This window comes from Streptosporangium lutulentum, assembly GCF_030811455.1.
Taxonomy (GTDB): Bacteria; Actinomycetota; Actinomycetes; order Streptosporangiales; family Streptosporangiaceae; genus Streptosporangium; species Streptosporangium lutulentum.
The window spans coordinates 734,561-749,414 of the sequence record NZ_JAUSQU010000001.1 but is presented as its reverse complement, the minus strand read 5'-3'; the positions used below and the strand labels follow the sequence as shown (position 1 = coordinate 749,414).

13 protein-coding genes are annotated in these 14,854 nt (G+C 70.9%); 6 read left to right on the top strand and 7 right to left on the bottom strand.

Going from position 1 to position 14,854, the window contains the following annotated elements:
* The first annotated feature begins 170 nt into the window (after window positions 1-170).
* Complete coding sequence (locus J2853_RS03165; RefSeq protein WP_307554771.1) at window positions 171-1,625, top strand: alpha/beta hydrolase family protein; 1,455 nt, start codon at window positions 171-173, stop codon at window positions 1,623-1,625.
* On the opposite strand, the gene J2853_RS03160 is transcribed toward J2853_RS03165, so the two are convergent.
* The gene (locus J2853_RS03160; RefSeq protein ID WP_307554769.1) at window positions 1,595-2,554 is read right to left on the bottom strand and encodes an alpha/beta hydrolase; all 960 of its coding nucleotides are present in this window, start codon (window positions 2,552-2,554) and stop codon (window positions 1,595-1,597) included. The genes J2853_RS03165 and J2853_RS03160 overlap by 31 nt on opposite strands.
* 256 nt (window positions 2,555-2,810) lie before the next feature.
* Between J2853_RS03160 and J2853_RS03155 the strand changes: the two genes are divergently transcribed.
* From J2853_RS03155 to J2853_RS03145, 3 genes are all read left to right on the top strand, one after another.
* Entirely contained in the window at window positions 2,811-4,292 is a 1,482-nt protein-coding gene (locus J2853_RS03155) for an LCP family protein (protein WP_307554767.1), read from the top strand.
* A 337-nt stretch (window positions 4,293-4,629) separates the two neighbouring features.
* The gene (locus tag J2853_RS03150; RefSeq protein WP_307554764.1) at window positions 4,630-6,396 is read left to right on the top strand and encodes a thiamine pyrophosphate-dependent enzyme; all 1,767 of its coding nucleotides are present in this window, start codon (window positions 4,630-4,632) and stop codon (window positions 6,394-6,396) included.
* A gap of 6 nt (window positions 6,397-6,402) precedes the next feature.
* Window positions 6,403-6,903, top strand: a complete 501-nt coding sequence (locus J2853_RS03145; protein ID WP_307554762.1) for a MarR family winged helix-turn-helix transcriptional regulator — start codon at window positions 6,403-6,405, stop codon at window positions 6,901-6,903.
* A 77-nt stretch (window positions 6,904-6,980) separates the two neighbouring features.
* On the opposite strand, the gene J2853_RS03140 is transcribed toward J2853_RS03145, so the two are convergent.
* The 5 genes from J2853_RS03140 to J2853_RS03120 all read right to left on the bottom strand — a co-directional run bounded on the left by J2853_RS03140 (window position 6,981) and on the right by J2853_RS03120 (window position 11,767).
* Complete coding sequence (locus J2853_RS03140) at window positions 6,981-7,985, bottom strand: enolase C-terminal domain-like protein (RefSeq protein ID WP_307554760.1); 1,005 nt, start codon at window positions 7,983-7,985, stop codon at window positions 6,981-6,983.
* Between the two features lie 139 nt (window positions 7,986-8,124).
* A complete protein-coding gene (locus tag J2853_RS03135) occupies window positions 8,125-8,907 on the bottom strand; it encodes a hypothetical protein (protein WP_307554758.1) in 783 nt (260 codons plus the stop codon).
* The gene (locus tag J2853_RS03130) at window positions 8,894-9,409 is read right to left on the bottom strand and encodes a SigE family RNA polymerase sigma factor (RefSeq protein ID WP_307554756.1); all 516 of its coding nucleotides are present in this window, start codon (window positions 9,407-9,409) and stop codon (window positions 8,894-8,896) included. The genes J2853_RS03135 and J2853_RS03130 overlap by 14 nt, the downstream gene beginning before the upstream one ends.
* Before the next feature lie 190 nt (window positions 9,410-9,599).
* A complete protein-coding gene (locus tag J2853_RS03125) occupies window positions 9,600-10,961 on the bottom strand; it encodes an MFS transporter (RefSeq protein ID WP_307554754.1) in 1,362 nt (453 codons plus the stop codon).
* 47 nt (window positions 10,962-11,008) lie between these two features.
* Window positions 11,009-11,767 carry a TetR/AcrR family transcriptional regulator gene (locus J2853_RS03120; RefSeq protein WP_307554752.1) on the bottom strand — a complete coding sequence of 253 codons (759 nt, stop codon included), beginning with the start codon at window positions 11,765-11,767 and terminating at the stop codon, window positions 11,009-11,011.
* Window positions 11,768-12,009: 242 nt separating this feature from the next.
* On the opposite strand from J2853_RS03120, the gene J2853_RS03115 reads away from it, so the two are divergent.
* A complete protein-coding gene (locus tag J2853_RS03115) occupies window positions 12,010-12,924 on the top strand; it encodes an NmrA family NAD(P)-binding protein (protein WP_307554750.1) in 915 nt (304 codons plus the stop codon).
* A 103-nt stretch (window positions 12,925-13,027) separates the two neighbouring features.
* Here the strand turns inward: J2853_RS03115 and J2853_RS03110 are convergent, their stop codons facing one another.
* Window positions 13,028-13,750, bottom strand: coding sequence for an MgtC/SapB family protein (locus tag J2853_RS03110; RefSeq protein ID WP_307554748.1), 723 nt, complete (start codon window positions 13,748-13,750; stop codon window positions 13,028-13,030).
* 257 nt (window positions 13,751-14,007) lie between these two features.
* Here J2853_RS03110 and J2853_RS03105 point away from each other — a divergent pair, with 257 nt between their 5' ends.
* Window positions 14,008-14,793, top strand: a complete 786-nt coding sequence (locus J2853_RS03105; RefSeq protein ID WP_307554746.1) for a GNAT family N-acetyltransferase — start codon at window positions 14,008-14,010, stop codon at window positions 14,791-14,793.
* The last annotated feature ends 61 nt before the right edge of the window (window positions 14,794-14,854 follow it).

Sequence of the window (14,854 nt, the reverse complement as noted above, 5' to 3'; positions counted from 1 at the left end):
ACGCCACTCTCATCACGTGGGTCTCTCCCCCTGCCCATGAGCCCCGCTCATGAGTACCCTTAAAGATCGAGGGGAACGATACCTCCATATGGCCATCACGGAGGCGAGTGACGGGCGAGATCCGGAATGTCGCACAGGCCGGTCGAGGCGTGCTGAGCATGGCCGCGGCCTTGATTCTGCTTATCCTCGCGACGCTGGGCTACACGCTGCCGCCGGCGTTCGACCCCACTCCGATGACCGCCGACCCGGTCTTCCAGACCCTGCCCCCTCAGCCTCCGTCCGAGGTCAAGCCCGTCGCCGCGAACGGGAAGATCACCACTCAGGACATCAGCGTCCGCGCCGGAGACGGCACGGTTCTGGGGGCCACGATCCGCGCGCCGCTCACCCCGGGACGGCATCCCGCGCTGATCTTCGTGCAGGGGGCCGGGCCCGGGGTCCGGGGCGAGTTCACGACGCAGGCCGAGTGGCTGGCGAGGGCCGGGATCGTCACGCTCACCTACGACAAGCGGACCGTGGGCTACGACTTTCTCAACCGCGACTTCGAGCTGCTCGCCGACGACGCCCTGCGCGTCCTGACGCGGCTGCGGCAGCGCCCCGACGTCGACCCGGCCAGGATCGGGCTCTGGGGGGTGAGCGAGGGGAGCTGGGTGACCCCCATCGCCGCCGCCAGGAGCAAGGACGTCGGGTTCACCGTGCTGGTCTCCGCGCCCAACGTCTCCCCCATGCGGCAGGTCACCTGGGCGCTGAGCGAGCAGCTCGACCGGCTGCACGCGCCCAGCGGGGTGCGCGAGCTGCTCACCCGGGCGATGGGCTCGGTCCGCATGAACTTCCTGCGCTACGACGGCCTGCCCATGCTGCGCCGACTCCACCAGCCGGTCCTGGCCCTGTACGGCACGCGCGACCCGTCGATCCCCTTCGTGGAGAGCAGCCAGGCGCTCACCGGCGCGCTGGCCGAGGGCGGCAACTCCAACTACACGATCCGCTACCTCAACGGCGCCGACCACGGCATGCGCATCCAGGGAGGCCCCCTGGCGCCGGGCTACCTGCAGACGCTCTCCAACTGGGTCCTGGGCCTTCCCCGGACGGCCCGGCCCGCGATCCACATCGCCGGCGCCACCCCGGTCCAGCGTTACCAGGCGAGCGATGTTCCCACCGCCCCCTGGTACGCCGGGGGCACGGTCCTCGGGCTGGCGCTCTGCCTGGCCGCCGGCGGTTACGTGGTGGGCCCGGTGGCGGCGATGGTGGTACGGCTGCGCGGCCGGCAGCTGGCCGCCGAGACCAACGCCCGGATCTGGCCGCCGATCCGGCGCCGCTTCCGCCGGATGGCGTGGACCGGGCTCGGGCTGCTCGTCTCGGTGCTCGCGTTCATCACATTGCTGGTGCTGTTCTCCGTCAACCAGGCGGGGGCCTGGCCCGCGGTGCTCTCCGGGTGGCTGGTCATCAGGATCCTGGCGTTGCTCATGCTGGTGCAGGAGGTCACGGCCGTGGCGGCCGTGGTCTCCGGGCTGCGGGAGGGCTGGCAGCCCAGCCGTTCCCAGCACGCCGCGATCATCGGGGTGCTGGGCAGCACCGGCCTGCTCCTGATCGCCGGAGCCTACTTCAGCCTCTTCGCGTTTCCCTGGTAGCAGGTGATCCAGCGGTCCATCTCGGCGAAGACCCGTTTGCGCACGGGTTCGGGTGACAGCACCAGGTCGTGCATGCCGCCCGCGATCCGGACGCACGTCACGTGCGGGCCGATGCTGGTGGCCCAGCGGGCGATCTGCCGGGGATCGAGCACGATGTCCGCGCTCTGGGCCTCCGGCGCGAAGTCACGCAGCCGCAGTCCCCTCTCCGCGCTGAGCACCAGGACGGGGACGTCCACGCCGAGGCCGCCGTGGAGCCTGCGCTGCGCCCGGCGGATCGCGGCCAGCCAGACCGCGTGCACCGCGAACCCGCCGAGCGGCTTCCACTCCAGGTCGAAGTCCCACTCCCCCCGGTGGCCGCGGTGCAGGCTCGTGCCGTACGCGGTGGCCGCGGCGAGGGGCACGACGGTGCGCGGGGACATCCTGGACAGGGGACCCCGCAGCGCGTCGGCGGCGACCCGCAGGTGCGCGGGGACGTTGAGGTCGAGGAAGGGACTGTTGAGCAGCAGCCCCTGGACCAGCCCCCGGCCCCGGACCCGGTCGGCCCAGAGTGCGGCGATCAGGCCCCCGGTGGAGTGCGCGTTGATGATCACGTCGTCGTGGCCGTCCTCCTCCCTGATGATCCGGATCGCCTCGTCGATCTCCGGAAAGTACTCGGTGACGCTGCGCACCAGCCCCCGGGTCTGGTGCGGCAGCAGCGAGCGGCCGTACTTGCGCAGATCGAGTCCGTAGAAATCGATCCCCTGGTCGACGAAGTGCTCGGCCAGGTGGGTCTGGAAGAAGTAGTCGGTGAAACCGTGGATGTAGAGCACGGCCCTGCCGGTGGGCTCGGCGGCGCGCCGCTCCACCAGCGAGGCGACCACCGCCCCCTCGTAGTCGTCTGCCATGGGCAGGGTTCTGAGCCGGTAGTCGGGACCGAGAACGTCGGGCATAGGGGTCAGGGTAGCCAGGGCGGCTCGCGGGGCTCGACCGGCCCGCCCGGAGGGCGTCCGCCGGGAGCCTTCCGGCGCCGTTCGCCATGCCGTCCTCGGCCTGACCGGAAAGCGCGATCGAAAGCTATTTAAGTATGAATGAGGCGATAAAGCCGTATTAGCTTTCCGTGCCGTTCATGCATTTGTCTCCCATTACTTGGTTTGTCGCCCTACTATCTCTCCCTGCGACGCGCAAGCTGGAGGAAACGGGGAGCAGTTGCGGGAGAGAACGAAGCCGCTCGGGGTCGGCGCGGTCATCGGATGGACGGCACTGTCCGCGATCGCACCCGGGGCCGCGCATCTGCGCGCCGGATGGCGCAGGACCGGGCTGACGCTCCTGTCCGTCTACGCCGCGTTGCTGCTGGCCCTGCTGTGGGTCGTGCTCACCAGCGACCTCGGCGAGCTCGCCGGGCAACTGGTCACGTCGTCCTGGCTGACCGCCGTCACGGTGGGCTCCATCGCGCTCGGCATCGCCTGGTTCGCCCTGATCGTGCACTCATTCGTGGTGATGAACCCCGGCACGCTGCGCGGAACGGACCAGATCGTCACCGGAGGCGTGGCGGGGGTGCTGGCGGTGGGCGTGCTGCTGCCGTTCAGCCTGGTCGGGCAGTACGCGGCGGTCTCGCAGTCGGCGCTGGACGACGTCTTCAGCGCCCCGGCCACACCGCGATCCCAGACCGGCGACGGCGGCGCCCGGGAACAGGACCCCTGGGCGGGCCGCGACCGGGTGAACATCCTGCTGCTCGGCGGCGACGCGGACACCAACCGGGTGGGGGTGCGGACCGACAGCATCAACGTGGCCAGCGTCGACGTCAAGACCGGCAACACCGTGCTGCTGAGCCTGCCGCGCAACCTGGAGAACGTCCGCTTCCTTCCCGGCACCCCGATGGCCAAGCGGTTCCCCGACGGGTTCCGGCTGCCCGCCAACCCGGACGGCTCGCGCGAGGACCTGCTCTTCGCCGTCTGGGAGTACGCCGACATGCATCCGGAGATCTTCGGGGGCCGCAAGAACCAGGGCACCCAGACGCTCATGGACACGATCGGCTACACGCTCAACCTGAAGATCGACTGGTACGCCCTGGTGAACATCTGGGGCTTCGCCCGGCTGATCGACGCGATCGGGGGCGTGAAGCTGACCGTGCCCCAGGACGTGGTCTTCGGCAAGTACAACGAGGGCCTGGTCAAGGCGGGCACCCGCAAGCTCGGCGGCGCCGACGCCATGTGGTTCGCCCGCTCCCGCACCAACAGCGACGACTACACCCGGATGGGACGCCAGCGCTGCGTGCTGAGCGCCCTGCTCGCCCAGTCCGACCCCGCGACCGTGCTGGTGCGGTTCAACCAGGTCGCGCTGGCCGCCAAGGAACTCTTCCAGACCGACATCCCGCGTTCCATGCTGGAGCACCTGGTCCCGCTGGCCCTGAAGGTCAAGAGCGCCAAGGTGACGAGCGTCCAGTTCGTCCCGCCGCTGATCAACACCGGCTACCCCGACTGGAGCAAGATCCGCACCGTCACCGCGAAGGCCATCCGGGCCTCGACCGTCGTCCGGCAGCCCCTCACCGCCACCGCCCAGCCCTCCGCGCCCGGCGCCGGTCAGACCGCCGGGCCCGGCGCCCGCCCGACGGTCAAACCCAGCGCGGCCTCCGGCGCCAAGCCGGCGGACGTGACCGCGCCCAAGGACATCAACGAAGGATGCGTCTGAGGCTTCCCCACCGCCGAAGGGCCGGTGGGGCGCCGGTCGCGTATCCCCGTTGCCGGCGGTCGACGACCTCCCCGTAGACGCCGGGCCGGAACCGGGTGGAGGCGGCGGCGCCCACCCTCACGGGCAGGAACCCCCATAGCCGCTCAACCAGCCGGGCGTCCGCTCGGAAACGCGGCGGGCGCCGTCGACGGTGTACGTGATCTGCAGGTCCGCCGGTTTCGGGCAGCGGTCAACCCCTCCCCTCGGCGACCACTGCTTAGATGACAAAATTCGCAAAGGGGTGACAGTTTCCACAGGGCGAACGTTTAGGGCCGGGTGGCCGGGCCATCCCGCAGGTATGACCGTCATCGTCTCCGAAGTACTCGTCGAACGGCTGGCCGCCTGGGGGGTCGATACGATCTTCGGGCTGCCGGGCGACGGCATCAACGGCATCATGGAGGGCCTGCGCCGCCACGCCGACCGGGTCAGGTTCGTCCTGGTCCACCACGAGGAGGCGGCCGCGTTCATGGCCGCCGCCCACGCCAAGGCCACCGGTCGCATAGGGGTCTGCCTGGCGACCTCGGGCCCCGGCGGCATCCACCTGCTCAACGGCCTCTACGACGCCAAACTCGACCACCAGCCCGTGCTGGCCATCACCGGCATGCAGGAGACCAGTGTGCTGGGCACCGGCTACCAGCAGGAGGTCCACCTCGACCGGCTCTACGCCGACGTCGCCGAGTACAACCTCGTCGTCGACAACCCGGCGCAGGTGCCCGGCGTGGTGGACATCGCGATCCGCACCGCGTACGCCCGGCGCGGCGTGGCCCACCTGTCCGTCCCGAACGACGTGCAGGTCGCCCCCGCCGACGCCGATCCCTACCAGCACGTCGCCCCGGCGCGACCCCCCGCCACCGCGCCGATCTACCTGCCCCCGCCGGGCATCCCCCGGCACGAGGACCTGCAGGCCGCGGCGGAGGTGCTCAACGCGGGAGAGAGGGTCGCGATCCTGGCCGGCGCGGGCGCCCTGCACGCGCGGCAGGAGGTGCTGGCCGTCGCCGACGTGCTGGGCGCGCCGGTGATCAAGACATTGCCCGGCAAGGCCGTCATCCCCGACGACTCGCCGTACGCGGTCGGCGGGATCGGGCTGCTGGGCACCAAGCCGGGCGAGGACCTCGTCGAGGACTGCGACACGCTGTTCATGATCGGCACCAACTTCCCCTACACCAAGCACCTGCCCGAGCCCGGCGGGACCCGCGTGGTGCAGATCGAGGCCGACCCCGCCCGCGCCGGCGTGCGCATCCCCACCCGCGTGCCGATGATCGGCGACGCCCGGGAGGGACTGGCCGCGTTGCTGCCGCTGCTGAGGCGCAACGAGGACCGGGCGCACCTGGAGAAGTACCAGAAGGCGATGAACCACTGGCGGGAGGACATGGCGGCCCTGGAGTCGCCCAAACGTGACCCCATCGCCCCGCAGTACCTGATGAGCCGCATCAATCACCTCGCGGCCGACGACGCGATCCTCACCTGTGACTCCGGCACGATCGCCACCTGGGCGGCGCGGCACTGGACGATCCGCGGCGACCGGGGCTTCTACCTGTCGGGCAACCTCGCCACGATGGCGCCGGGCCTGCCGTACGCGATCGCGATGCAGCTCGCCTTCCCCGGACGCCAGGTGATCGCGTTCGTCGGGGACGGCGGCTTCGCGATGCTGATGGCCGAGTTCCTCACCGCCGCCCGCTACCGGTTGCCGATCACCGTGGTCGTCAACAACAACGGCTCCCTGGGCCAGATCCTGTGGGAGCAGATGGTGCTCGGCTACCCCGAGCACGGCGTGCGGTTCGGCGAACCGGCCTCCGACTTCTCCGCCTGGGCGCGCTCCTGCGGGGCCTACGGCCGCAAGGTCACCTCGCCCGGCGACGTCGACGAGGCGGTACGCCAGGCGCTGGAGCACGACGGGCCCGCCCTGGTGGACGTGGACGTCAACCCGAACGAGCCGCCGATGCCGGGCAAGGTCTCCTACGAGCAGGCCAAGAAGTTCGTGGAGGCCTTCCTGAGGGGCCAGCCGCACAAGGTGGCGATCGCCACGACCCTGTTCAAGGACAAGATCTCCCAGTTGGGCCGGTGACGGCCGATGACCCGCCAGACCTTCCTTCCCGCACCGGACGACGGGCCCCTCGGCGGGGACGAGCTCGACGACGCGGGGCGGTGCGTGGAGGAGGCGTCGCTGGCGCTGGTGGAGATGACCCTCACCGCCATCGTCGAGGAGGGCGACCTGTCGATCACCCAGCTGCGCGTGCTGCTGGCGATCGAACGGCACGGCCCGCTGAACCTCAGCGCCCTCGCCGCCCGTCTCGGCACGTCGGTCTCCTCGGCCGGCCGTCTGGTCGCCCGGCTCGACACGGCCGGGCTGCTCACCCGCCTGCTCTCGCTGCACAGCCGCCGTGAGATCACCATCGAGGTCACCCCGCTCGGCCGCCAGACCCTCCAGCGCCTGCGCGACGCCCGCCGCCGGCACATCGCCTCCGCCCTGACCCGGCTGCCTCCCGGCACCCGGCGAACGCTCGCCCGCGTCCTGCTCGAGTTCACCGCCGCCGCGCGGCCTGACGGGGAGGAATCCACGTGTGCGCACTGACCGCCGTCCCGCGGAAGGCGGAAGAGGGACTCGCTCGCGGTGACCGACGTCCCGGAGCCGCGAGCGCCTCGTAACCGCTAAACGGCGTACGAGTCCTTGGCGAGACGGCGAACCCGCACCTCGTCGATGGTGTGCCCGAGGCCCGACTGGGTGAGCGGCACGGCCACCACTCCGCCGGAGGCGCCGACGGGCGGGATGACGATCTGCGCGCTACGCGGAGGTTCGGCCACGTCGCAGGGGAGGTCGCAGCCGGGCAGGCTGGCCGCGGCGACCGTGGCCGCCCGGGCCAGGCCGGTGCCCTGTCCACCGGCGCAGGCGATCTCCCAGCCCGCCGCCACGGCGTGGTCGTGCGCCCGCCGTACCTCACGCAGGGATCCCAGCGCCGCCGGGCGCAGCAGCAGCGCCCGGCCCGCGCTCAGCGTGATCGCCTCGTCGAGCTCGGCCACCGACGACACGTCGAGCAGGACCGGGGCGGCGACGCGTTCTTGCAGGTCGGCGTGGTCGGCGAGGTTGGAGAACGGGCGTTCGATGGACGAGAGCGTGTAGGCGTCCATCGCCTCGAGCGCCTCGATGTCGGTGTAGGCGCCCCGGGCGTCCACGCCGATGCCCAGCGCCGGGTAGGCGTGGCGGACGGCGCGCAGCGGCTCGATGTCCCAGTCAGGGTGGACGTCCAGCGTGACGTGGGCGTATCCGGCGCAGACGAGGCGGTTCACCCGCGCGACCAGGCTCTCCAGGTTGCGCTCGCCGCCGATCCTGGCGGTGGCCATGAGAGAGGTGCGGTTGCCGCCCAGCGCGTGGGAGAGCGGCACGCCGCGCATCTTGGTCCACAGATCCCAGCAGGCCATGTCGGCGGCGGAGCCACCGGGAACGGCGCCCAGCTCGTCGGGATGCTCCCAGTCGACGCCGATCAGCGCCCGTGCGAGTCCTTCCTCCAGAGCCGCCCAGATCTTGGGGTCGGCGTCGACGACCTCGCCCCAGCCATCCATGCCCCCGTAATCGATGAGCCGGACAAGAATGCTCTCCGGTCGCCTGCCGTACGGCAGGACCAGCCGGAACACCTCAATCTCACGGACCCGCGGCATGGACCCCCCTCGATCTTCACGCTCGGAGAACACGAAACCCGCCCGGGGGCGGGACTCACCCCTCAACACCGGGAAAGGGGGTGTTCTTCCCATGGTGTCATGACGTCCGAATTCCGGCGGGCGCGGGCGCCGAGCGCGTTCAGTCCCCGGCGGTGAGTCCTGCGGCGATCCTCCTCAGCTCGCGGTCGACCGCCCTGTCGCCGCCGAGCCGCTCGGCGAAGGTGGGGCTGAACGTCACCTCGACCGTCCGCCCCTCCCCCACGCCCAGGAAAAGGCTGGGGGTGCCCTTCAGGCCGTCCTCGCCGACCCACTGCCTGAGCAGATAGCCGGTCCGGTCACCGATGGTCACGTCCTTGCCCGCCTTCTCCTCGCGGTATGTCCGCACGCGCTCGTCGACCTCCCGGACCGCCTGGCCCTCGTAGACGAAGATCTGAACGCAGTAGAACCCGTTCTTGTCGCCGTCGTCGTTCCACGAGGTCGTATAGCTGTCGCCGAAGTCCCTCGACGTGTGGGACCACTGCAGGCCGGCGGGCAGGTAACCCACCCTGACGCGCCCGAAGGCCCTTCCGTCGCCCAGGTCGCCGAGATCGGGGGCCGGGGACGGGGTGGGCGGGAAGTCGTCGATGGCGGGGGGTTCCGGCACGGCCTGGCCGGTGGCGTCCGGCCGCGCCGCCTCGGGGGCCCCGACCGGCCCGCCGAGCCCGACTCCCTGTACCGCCACGGAGCCCGGATCGGGGATCAGGTAGGAGGGGACCACCGCCCCCGCGACGGCTGCCGCGGCGACCAGGGCGGTAAGCCTGACCCGATTCGTCTTCTTTCTCCGCGAGGATCGGACAACCCGGTCCGCCAGATCGGGCGCGGCGCTCAGCCTGCCGGTCTCGTCCGCCAGGAGACGGCGGAGGTCATCCTCAAGCGTGGACATTCCTGATCACTCCTTTCACCGATTCCCCGCCGATCGCCACACGGAGCTTGGCGAGCGCCTTGGAGGCCTGACTTTTCACCGTTCCCGCCGAACAGCCGAGGACCTCCGCGGTCTGCGCCTCGCTGAGGTCCTCCCAGTACCGCAGGACGACCACCGCCCGCTGCCGGGGAGGCAGCGCCCGCAGCGTGTCCATGAGCACGTGACGCAGGTCGACGTCGGTCTCTCGCACCGGCAGTTCGGGAGGGGTGTGCATCGGGATGAACCGCAGGATCGCCCGGCGCCGGGCACGGCTGATGGAGGTGTTGACGATGATGCGGCGGATGTAGGGCTCGGGATCGTCGTACCGCACCCGGTCCCAGTTCTGGTAGGTGCGCTCCAGTGCCGTCTGCAGCAGGTCCTCCGCCTCCACCTCGTCGCCGCACGCGAGGTAGGCGACCCGGAGCAGACTTGTACCGCGTGCGGCCACGAAGGCGGCGAACCCGTCGCCCTCCGTGCCGCTCACGCCTGTTCGTCCAATTTCATGACCTCTAATACGTCTGGGCCGCGCCAAGCGTTGCCCGGCTGCGCGAACGACGGGGGAGGATTCACCGGCGGCCAGGCGCGCGGCGCCGTGGTCGGCGAGGGGGCTCGACGGGAGAAGATCACCGCGAGCCCTCTCATCCGAGGCGGACCTCCCGATCCCGGCGGCGCCTTCAGGACCTCGGGACGGCGACCCGGCTCGCGACCAGCGCTCCCGTCGCCGCCATCAGCGCGGTCAACGCGAAGCAGAGCACGTAGGTGAAGACGGCGGCGCCCAGGGCCGCCAGGATCGCACCGGTGACCGCGACCGCGACGACCGTGTAGACCGACTCCCCGACGCCCAGGGACGCGCTGTTCTCTCCCTCCTCCCCGGGTCGCGACAGCTCCAGGACGAGCACCGACAGCGTCGGGTACACGATGCCCATGCCGAGCCCGAGCACGATCTCCCCGACGAAGGCTCCGGCGACCGGAACGACGGCGAACACGGTCAGGCCCATCAGCGTGAGACCCGTGGCGACCAGCACGGAGCCGGTCCGCAGGACCAGGACCCGGTCGAAACGCCTGCGGCCCACGACCCACGAGCCGAACGACCAGCTCAGCGCGCCGCCGGTCAGTGTGAGCCCGGCCATGGTGAGCGACAGGCCACGCTCCTCGGTCAGCATCAACGGCAGGAACGCCTCGCCTCCGATGGCCGCGCCCGCCACGATCCCCCGCAGAGCGATCACCGAGGGCAGGCCCCGGGCGGCGAGCAGGGTGCCCGGGGGGAGCAGCCGGGGCAGCGCCGCGCCCAGCGTGGCCAGGCCGACGAGCAGCAGGATCAGTCCCGCGCCACGGGCCGCCCCGCCGTACTGCATGAGCGCCGCGCCGACCGCGACCAGCACCGCCCAGCCCAGCCGCCGCACGATCGAGGACCGCGCGCCCAGCGGCGGCTGCTCCGACATCGGCGCCGAGATCAGGCCGCGTCCGAACAGCAGCGCGGCCGGGAGGAGGAGGATCGTCACCCCGATGAAGACCCAGCGCCAGCCGGCCCCCTCCACCACGAAGCCGGTGATGGCGGGGCCGATCATGGAGGGCACCACCCAGGCGGTCGCGAAGACCGAGAAGACCCGAGGATGGATCTCCGCCGGGTAGACCCGCGAGACCAGCACGTACAGCGAGACCTGGAGGATGCCTCCCCCGAAGCCCTGGACGAACCGCCCCGCGATGAACAGGTCCATCGTCGGCGCCAGCCCGGCCACGACCAGCCCGGCGGCGAAGGTGGCCGTACCCGTCCAGAGCGGCGCGATCGGCCCCTTGACGTCGCTCCACCGCCCGCCCAGCACCGTCGCGATCACTCCGGCCGCCATCGCCCCGCTGAACGCCAGCCCGTACAGCGCGTGTCCGTCCAACTCGTCCGCCACGACCGGCATGGCGGTGGCCACCGCCAGGTATTCGAAGGCGACCAACGCCATGAGGGCCACCATTCCGACCGTCAGCGCACGGTAGGGCTGGGCGAATATCCCAGCCGGACGTTCAACAGCCGTCAAAATAGTCATGATCCGACGGTACGGTCGCCACCCCGCACGGGACATCGGCCCCAGGGTCAGTCCTTGGTCGTAGGACCCGTCCGGGGCGCGGGAGCCGCGACATCGACGCGGGAGGCCATCCCGCGCAGGATCAGGTCGAGGCCGAACTCGAACCGCTCGACGCCGTTGACGTCCGCCAGGTTGTCCACCCGGGCGACGAGGCGGGGGAAGCGGCCGGCGGGCAGGCCTCGGGGGAACCCCTCGATCTGGCCGAAGAGCTCCTCCATGAAGCTCTCCAGTTCCTTTCCGCCGCCGCCGCGCTGCCCGCTGAGGTGGAGCGAGCCCTCGTAGGCGTCGGAACAGACGTAGAGGCCGAGCCGGTCGACCATGAGGCCGGCGAGCTTGGGGGGCACGCCGCCCGCGAGCATGATGGCCATCTGCGCCTCGGCGATCCGCAGCACGTTGGGTCCTGTCGGGATGTCGGCCAGGCCGATCTTGGCGATGTCCGCGTGGGCGCTCAGCACCCGGAACGCGTCGAGCGCCATCTCCCTGAGCTGCTCCAGCCACCGCCCGGGCTCGGGCTCGGGCACGCGGATCTCGGCCATGACCTCGTCGTAGATCAGGTCGAGCAGTTCCTTCTTGTTCTCCACGTGGGCGTAGAGCGAGGCGGGACCGGTCCCGAGCTCCTGTGCGACCCGGCGCATGCTCAGCGCGTCGAGACCTTCGGCGTCGAGAATCCGCAGTCCGGTCGCGACGATGAGATCCCTGCTCAGAACCGCCCGTGGAGCGCTCACCCCGCGAGCCCCGCGCGACGGCGGAGCCGGCATCTCAGTCATCCGCTGATCGTATATCGGGGGAATCCGCACGTGGCGAACACCGTACTTTGAGCGAACGACGTACTTTGAGCGAACGCCGTTCACCGATGAAACGCCGTTCGTGACCGTCCGCCGAACCTCTTGAGGCCGGCCCGGTCGCCGCCTTCCCGTTCCGTGCCCGGCCTTCGAGACGCAGGTCGTCGAAGGAGGGCCGGGGCGCTGATCGCCGGAGGGCGACGACTACCCTGAGACAGGGGGTCTCGATGGCTGATGACGGTCTCATCCTCGTCACCGGCGCCGGTGGCGGTGTCGGAGGCGTCGGCCGTACCGTCGTCCGGCTGCTGTGCGAGCGCGGCCGGCCCGTACGGGCGATGGTGCATCACGACGACAAGCGCGCGGACGCGTTGCGTGCCCTCGGTGCGCAGGTCGTCGTCGGCGATCTCACCCGGCCCGATGAGGTGGCGAACGCCCTCGACGGCGGTTCCCGGATGTTCTTCGGTATGAGCGTCTCACCCTCGTATCTGGAGGCCGCCGCCACCGTCGCGACGGTGGCCCGCGCGCTGGGCGCCCTTGAGGTCCTGGTCGGCATCTCGCAGATGACGGTGTCGCGGATGACTCCGCTGAGTACCGAGGAGTCGCATCAGCAGCGGTTGCACTGGCTGTCCGAACAGGTGCTCGACTGGTCCGTGCTCCCGATCGTGCACATCCGTCCCACCGTTTTCCTGGACAACCCGTTCTTCACGACACTGGCCGCGCGTTCCATCGCCGACAGCGGGACCATCCGGCTTCCCTTCGGCACCGGTCGCACCTCACCGGTCGCGGCCGACGACGTCGCCCAGGTCGTCGCGGCGGTTCTGGAAGACCCGCGGCCGCATCTCGGGCACGTCTACGAGCTGACCGGGTTCCGGTCGCAGGAGATGACCGGAATCGCCGAGGAGTACTCCCGCGCACTGGGGAGGAAGGTCACCTACGTGGACGTCCCGTTCGACACCTGGGCCGACCAGATCGTCTCGCCCGCCGGGTTCCCGCCCCACACCGAGGAGCACATCCTCACCATGGCGCGCCTGCATCACCTCAATCGCTACGATCGAGCGACCCGGGACGTCGAGTCGATCCTCGGAAGGCCCGCGAAGACGGTGGAGGAGTTCATCGCGGAACGGGCCGATCTCTTCACCTGACGGGCGCCGGGCACCGCCGCGCCGGCGTCCCGGCTCACCGCGGTCCGCCGTCAGGGCACCGCCGCATCGGCGTCGTGGATCACCGCGGTCCGCCCGACGAGCGTCAGGGCACCGGCGCGTTGGCGTCGTGGCTCACCACGGAGAGCACCCCCTCGATCTCGGAGAGCGCCGCCGTCAGCTCCGTCATCGAGCCGGTGCCGTGCACGATGAGCCAGAGCGAGACGATCGCCGGATCGTGGCGCTCGGCCCGCTGGTCGGTGGACAGCTCGTTCACGCTGAATCCCCGTCGCGTGCATTCGGCCAGCACCTGCCGCAGCACGCCTCGCCCGCCGCGATAGGTCAGGTGGAGCCGTGAGGGGGCGTGTTTGGACTGGGGAAGCCGATTCGTCAGTGGCGTGAAGACGAGCATCGTCACGAAATACCCCACGGTCACGACAACGGCCAGCAACCACAGCCCCGCCCCCGCCGCCATGCCCACCCCGGCGGTGAGCCAGATCGCCGCGGCGGTGGTGAGACCGCGGACCGCGTCGCGGCGAACGAATATCAGACCCGCGCCGACGAAGCCGATGCCGGACACGATCTGGGCGGCCACCCGGGACGGGTCGAGGACGACGCGATCCCCCAGAACATCGGCGAAGCCGTATTTCGACACCAGCATCATCAGCGCGGCGGCGAGACCCACCAGGGTGTGGGTGCGCAGTCCCGCGCTCTTCTGGCGGATTTCCCGCTCGAGGCCTATCACCGCTGACAGCAGGAATGCCAGTGCCAGTTCTCCGACCTGTTTCCAGCCTTGTCCGGCGAAATCAGCAAAATATGCCAGCGCCATCGCCCCAGGTTAGAGCGCGTGCGGTGGTGAAACCCGAGCAGTTCAGCACCCGGTTGTTCACATTTTCCTCTTGAATACGTTGCCCACCCCGTCGATCCGGTTCTTCGAGGGAACACCTCACGGCCCATGGCCGTACCGCTCGACGCATCCGGATCGACGGGGTGGGGTCGAACCGGCGGGACGCCGGTCCGTTCCGGCGAGGCGCCTCACCGGAAATCCGGTTGCCCGCACCACCGGTCGGCTGGTCGGATACCCGGATGGATCGACAAGCGGTGCTCACCGCCTTCGACGAACAGGTACGCCGGTGTCCCGAGCCCGACGCGCCGGACGGGCGTGTCGAGCACGACGGCGGCGTGATCAGGAGCGTGTCCGCCGGAGGTGGATGGACCGGGGTGACCTGGTGCGACCTCGACCCCGCCGACGCCGACGCGGTCATCGCCGCGCAGATCGACCGGTTCGCGGGACTGTCCCGCCCCTGGGAGTGGAAGCACTACTCCTACGACCGGCCGTCGGACCTCCCCGACCGGCTGCTCGCGGCCGGTTTCACCCCCCAGCCGACCGAGGCCCTGCTCGTCGCCGAGATCGCGGACCTCACGCTCGACGTGCCACCGCCGCCGGGCGTGGAACTGCTGGACGTGGTCGACGAGCAGGGGGTCGACGCGCTCGTGCGGGTGCACGACGAGGTGTTCGGCGGGGACCACTCCCCCGTGGGCAGGACCCTGCTGGCCGACCTCGGACGCCGGAGCGGTACGGTCGCCGCCGTGGTCGCCCTGGCCGGGCGGACTCCGATCTCCGCCGGGCGCATGGAGTTCCACCCCGGCACCGACTTCGCCGGCCTGTGGGGCGGCGGCACGTTGCCCGCCTGGCGGGGCCGCGGTGTGTTCCGCTCGCTGGTGGCCCGCCGGGCCGCCCTGGCGGCGGCCCGGGGTTTCCGCTACCTGCAGGTCGACGCCTCCCCGGACAGCCGGCCGATCCTGAAGCGTCTCGGCTTCGTCGAGCTCGCCACCACGACCCCGTTCACGCACCCGGGGGGAGCCGGCTGACGTCTCGACGGCCGAGCCGCACAGGCCCCGGCCGTCTCGTCTCACCCGGTACGGCGGCGCA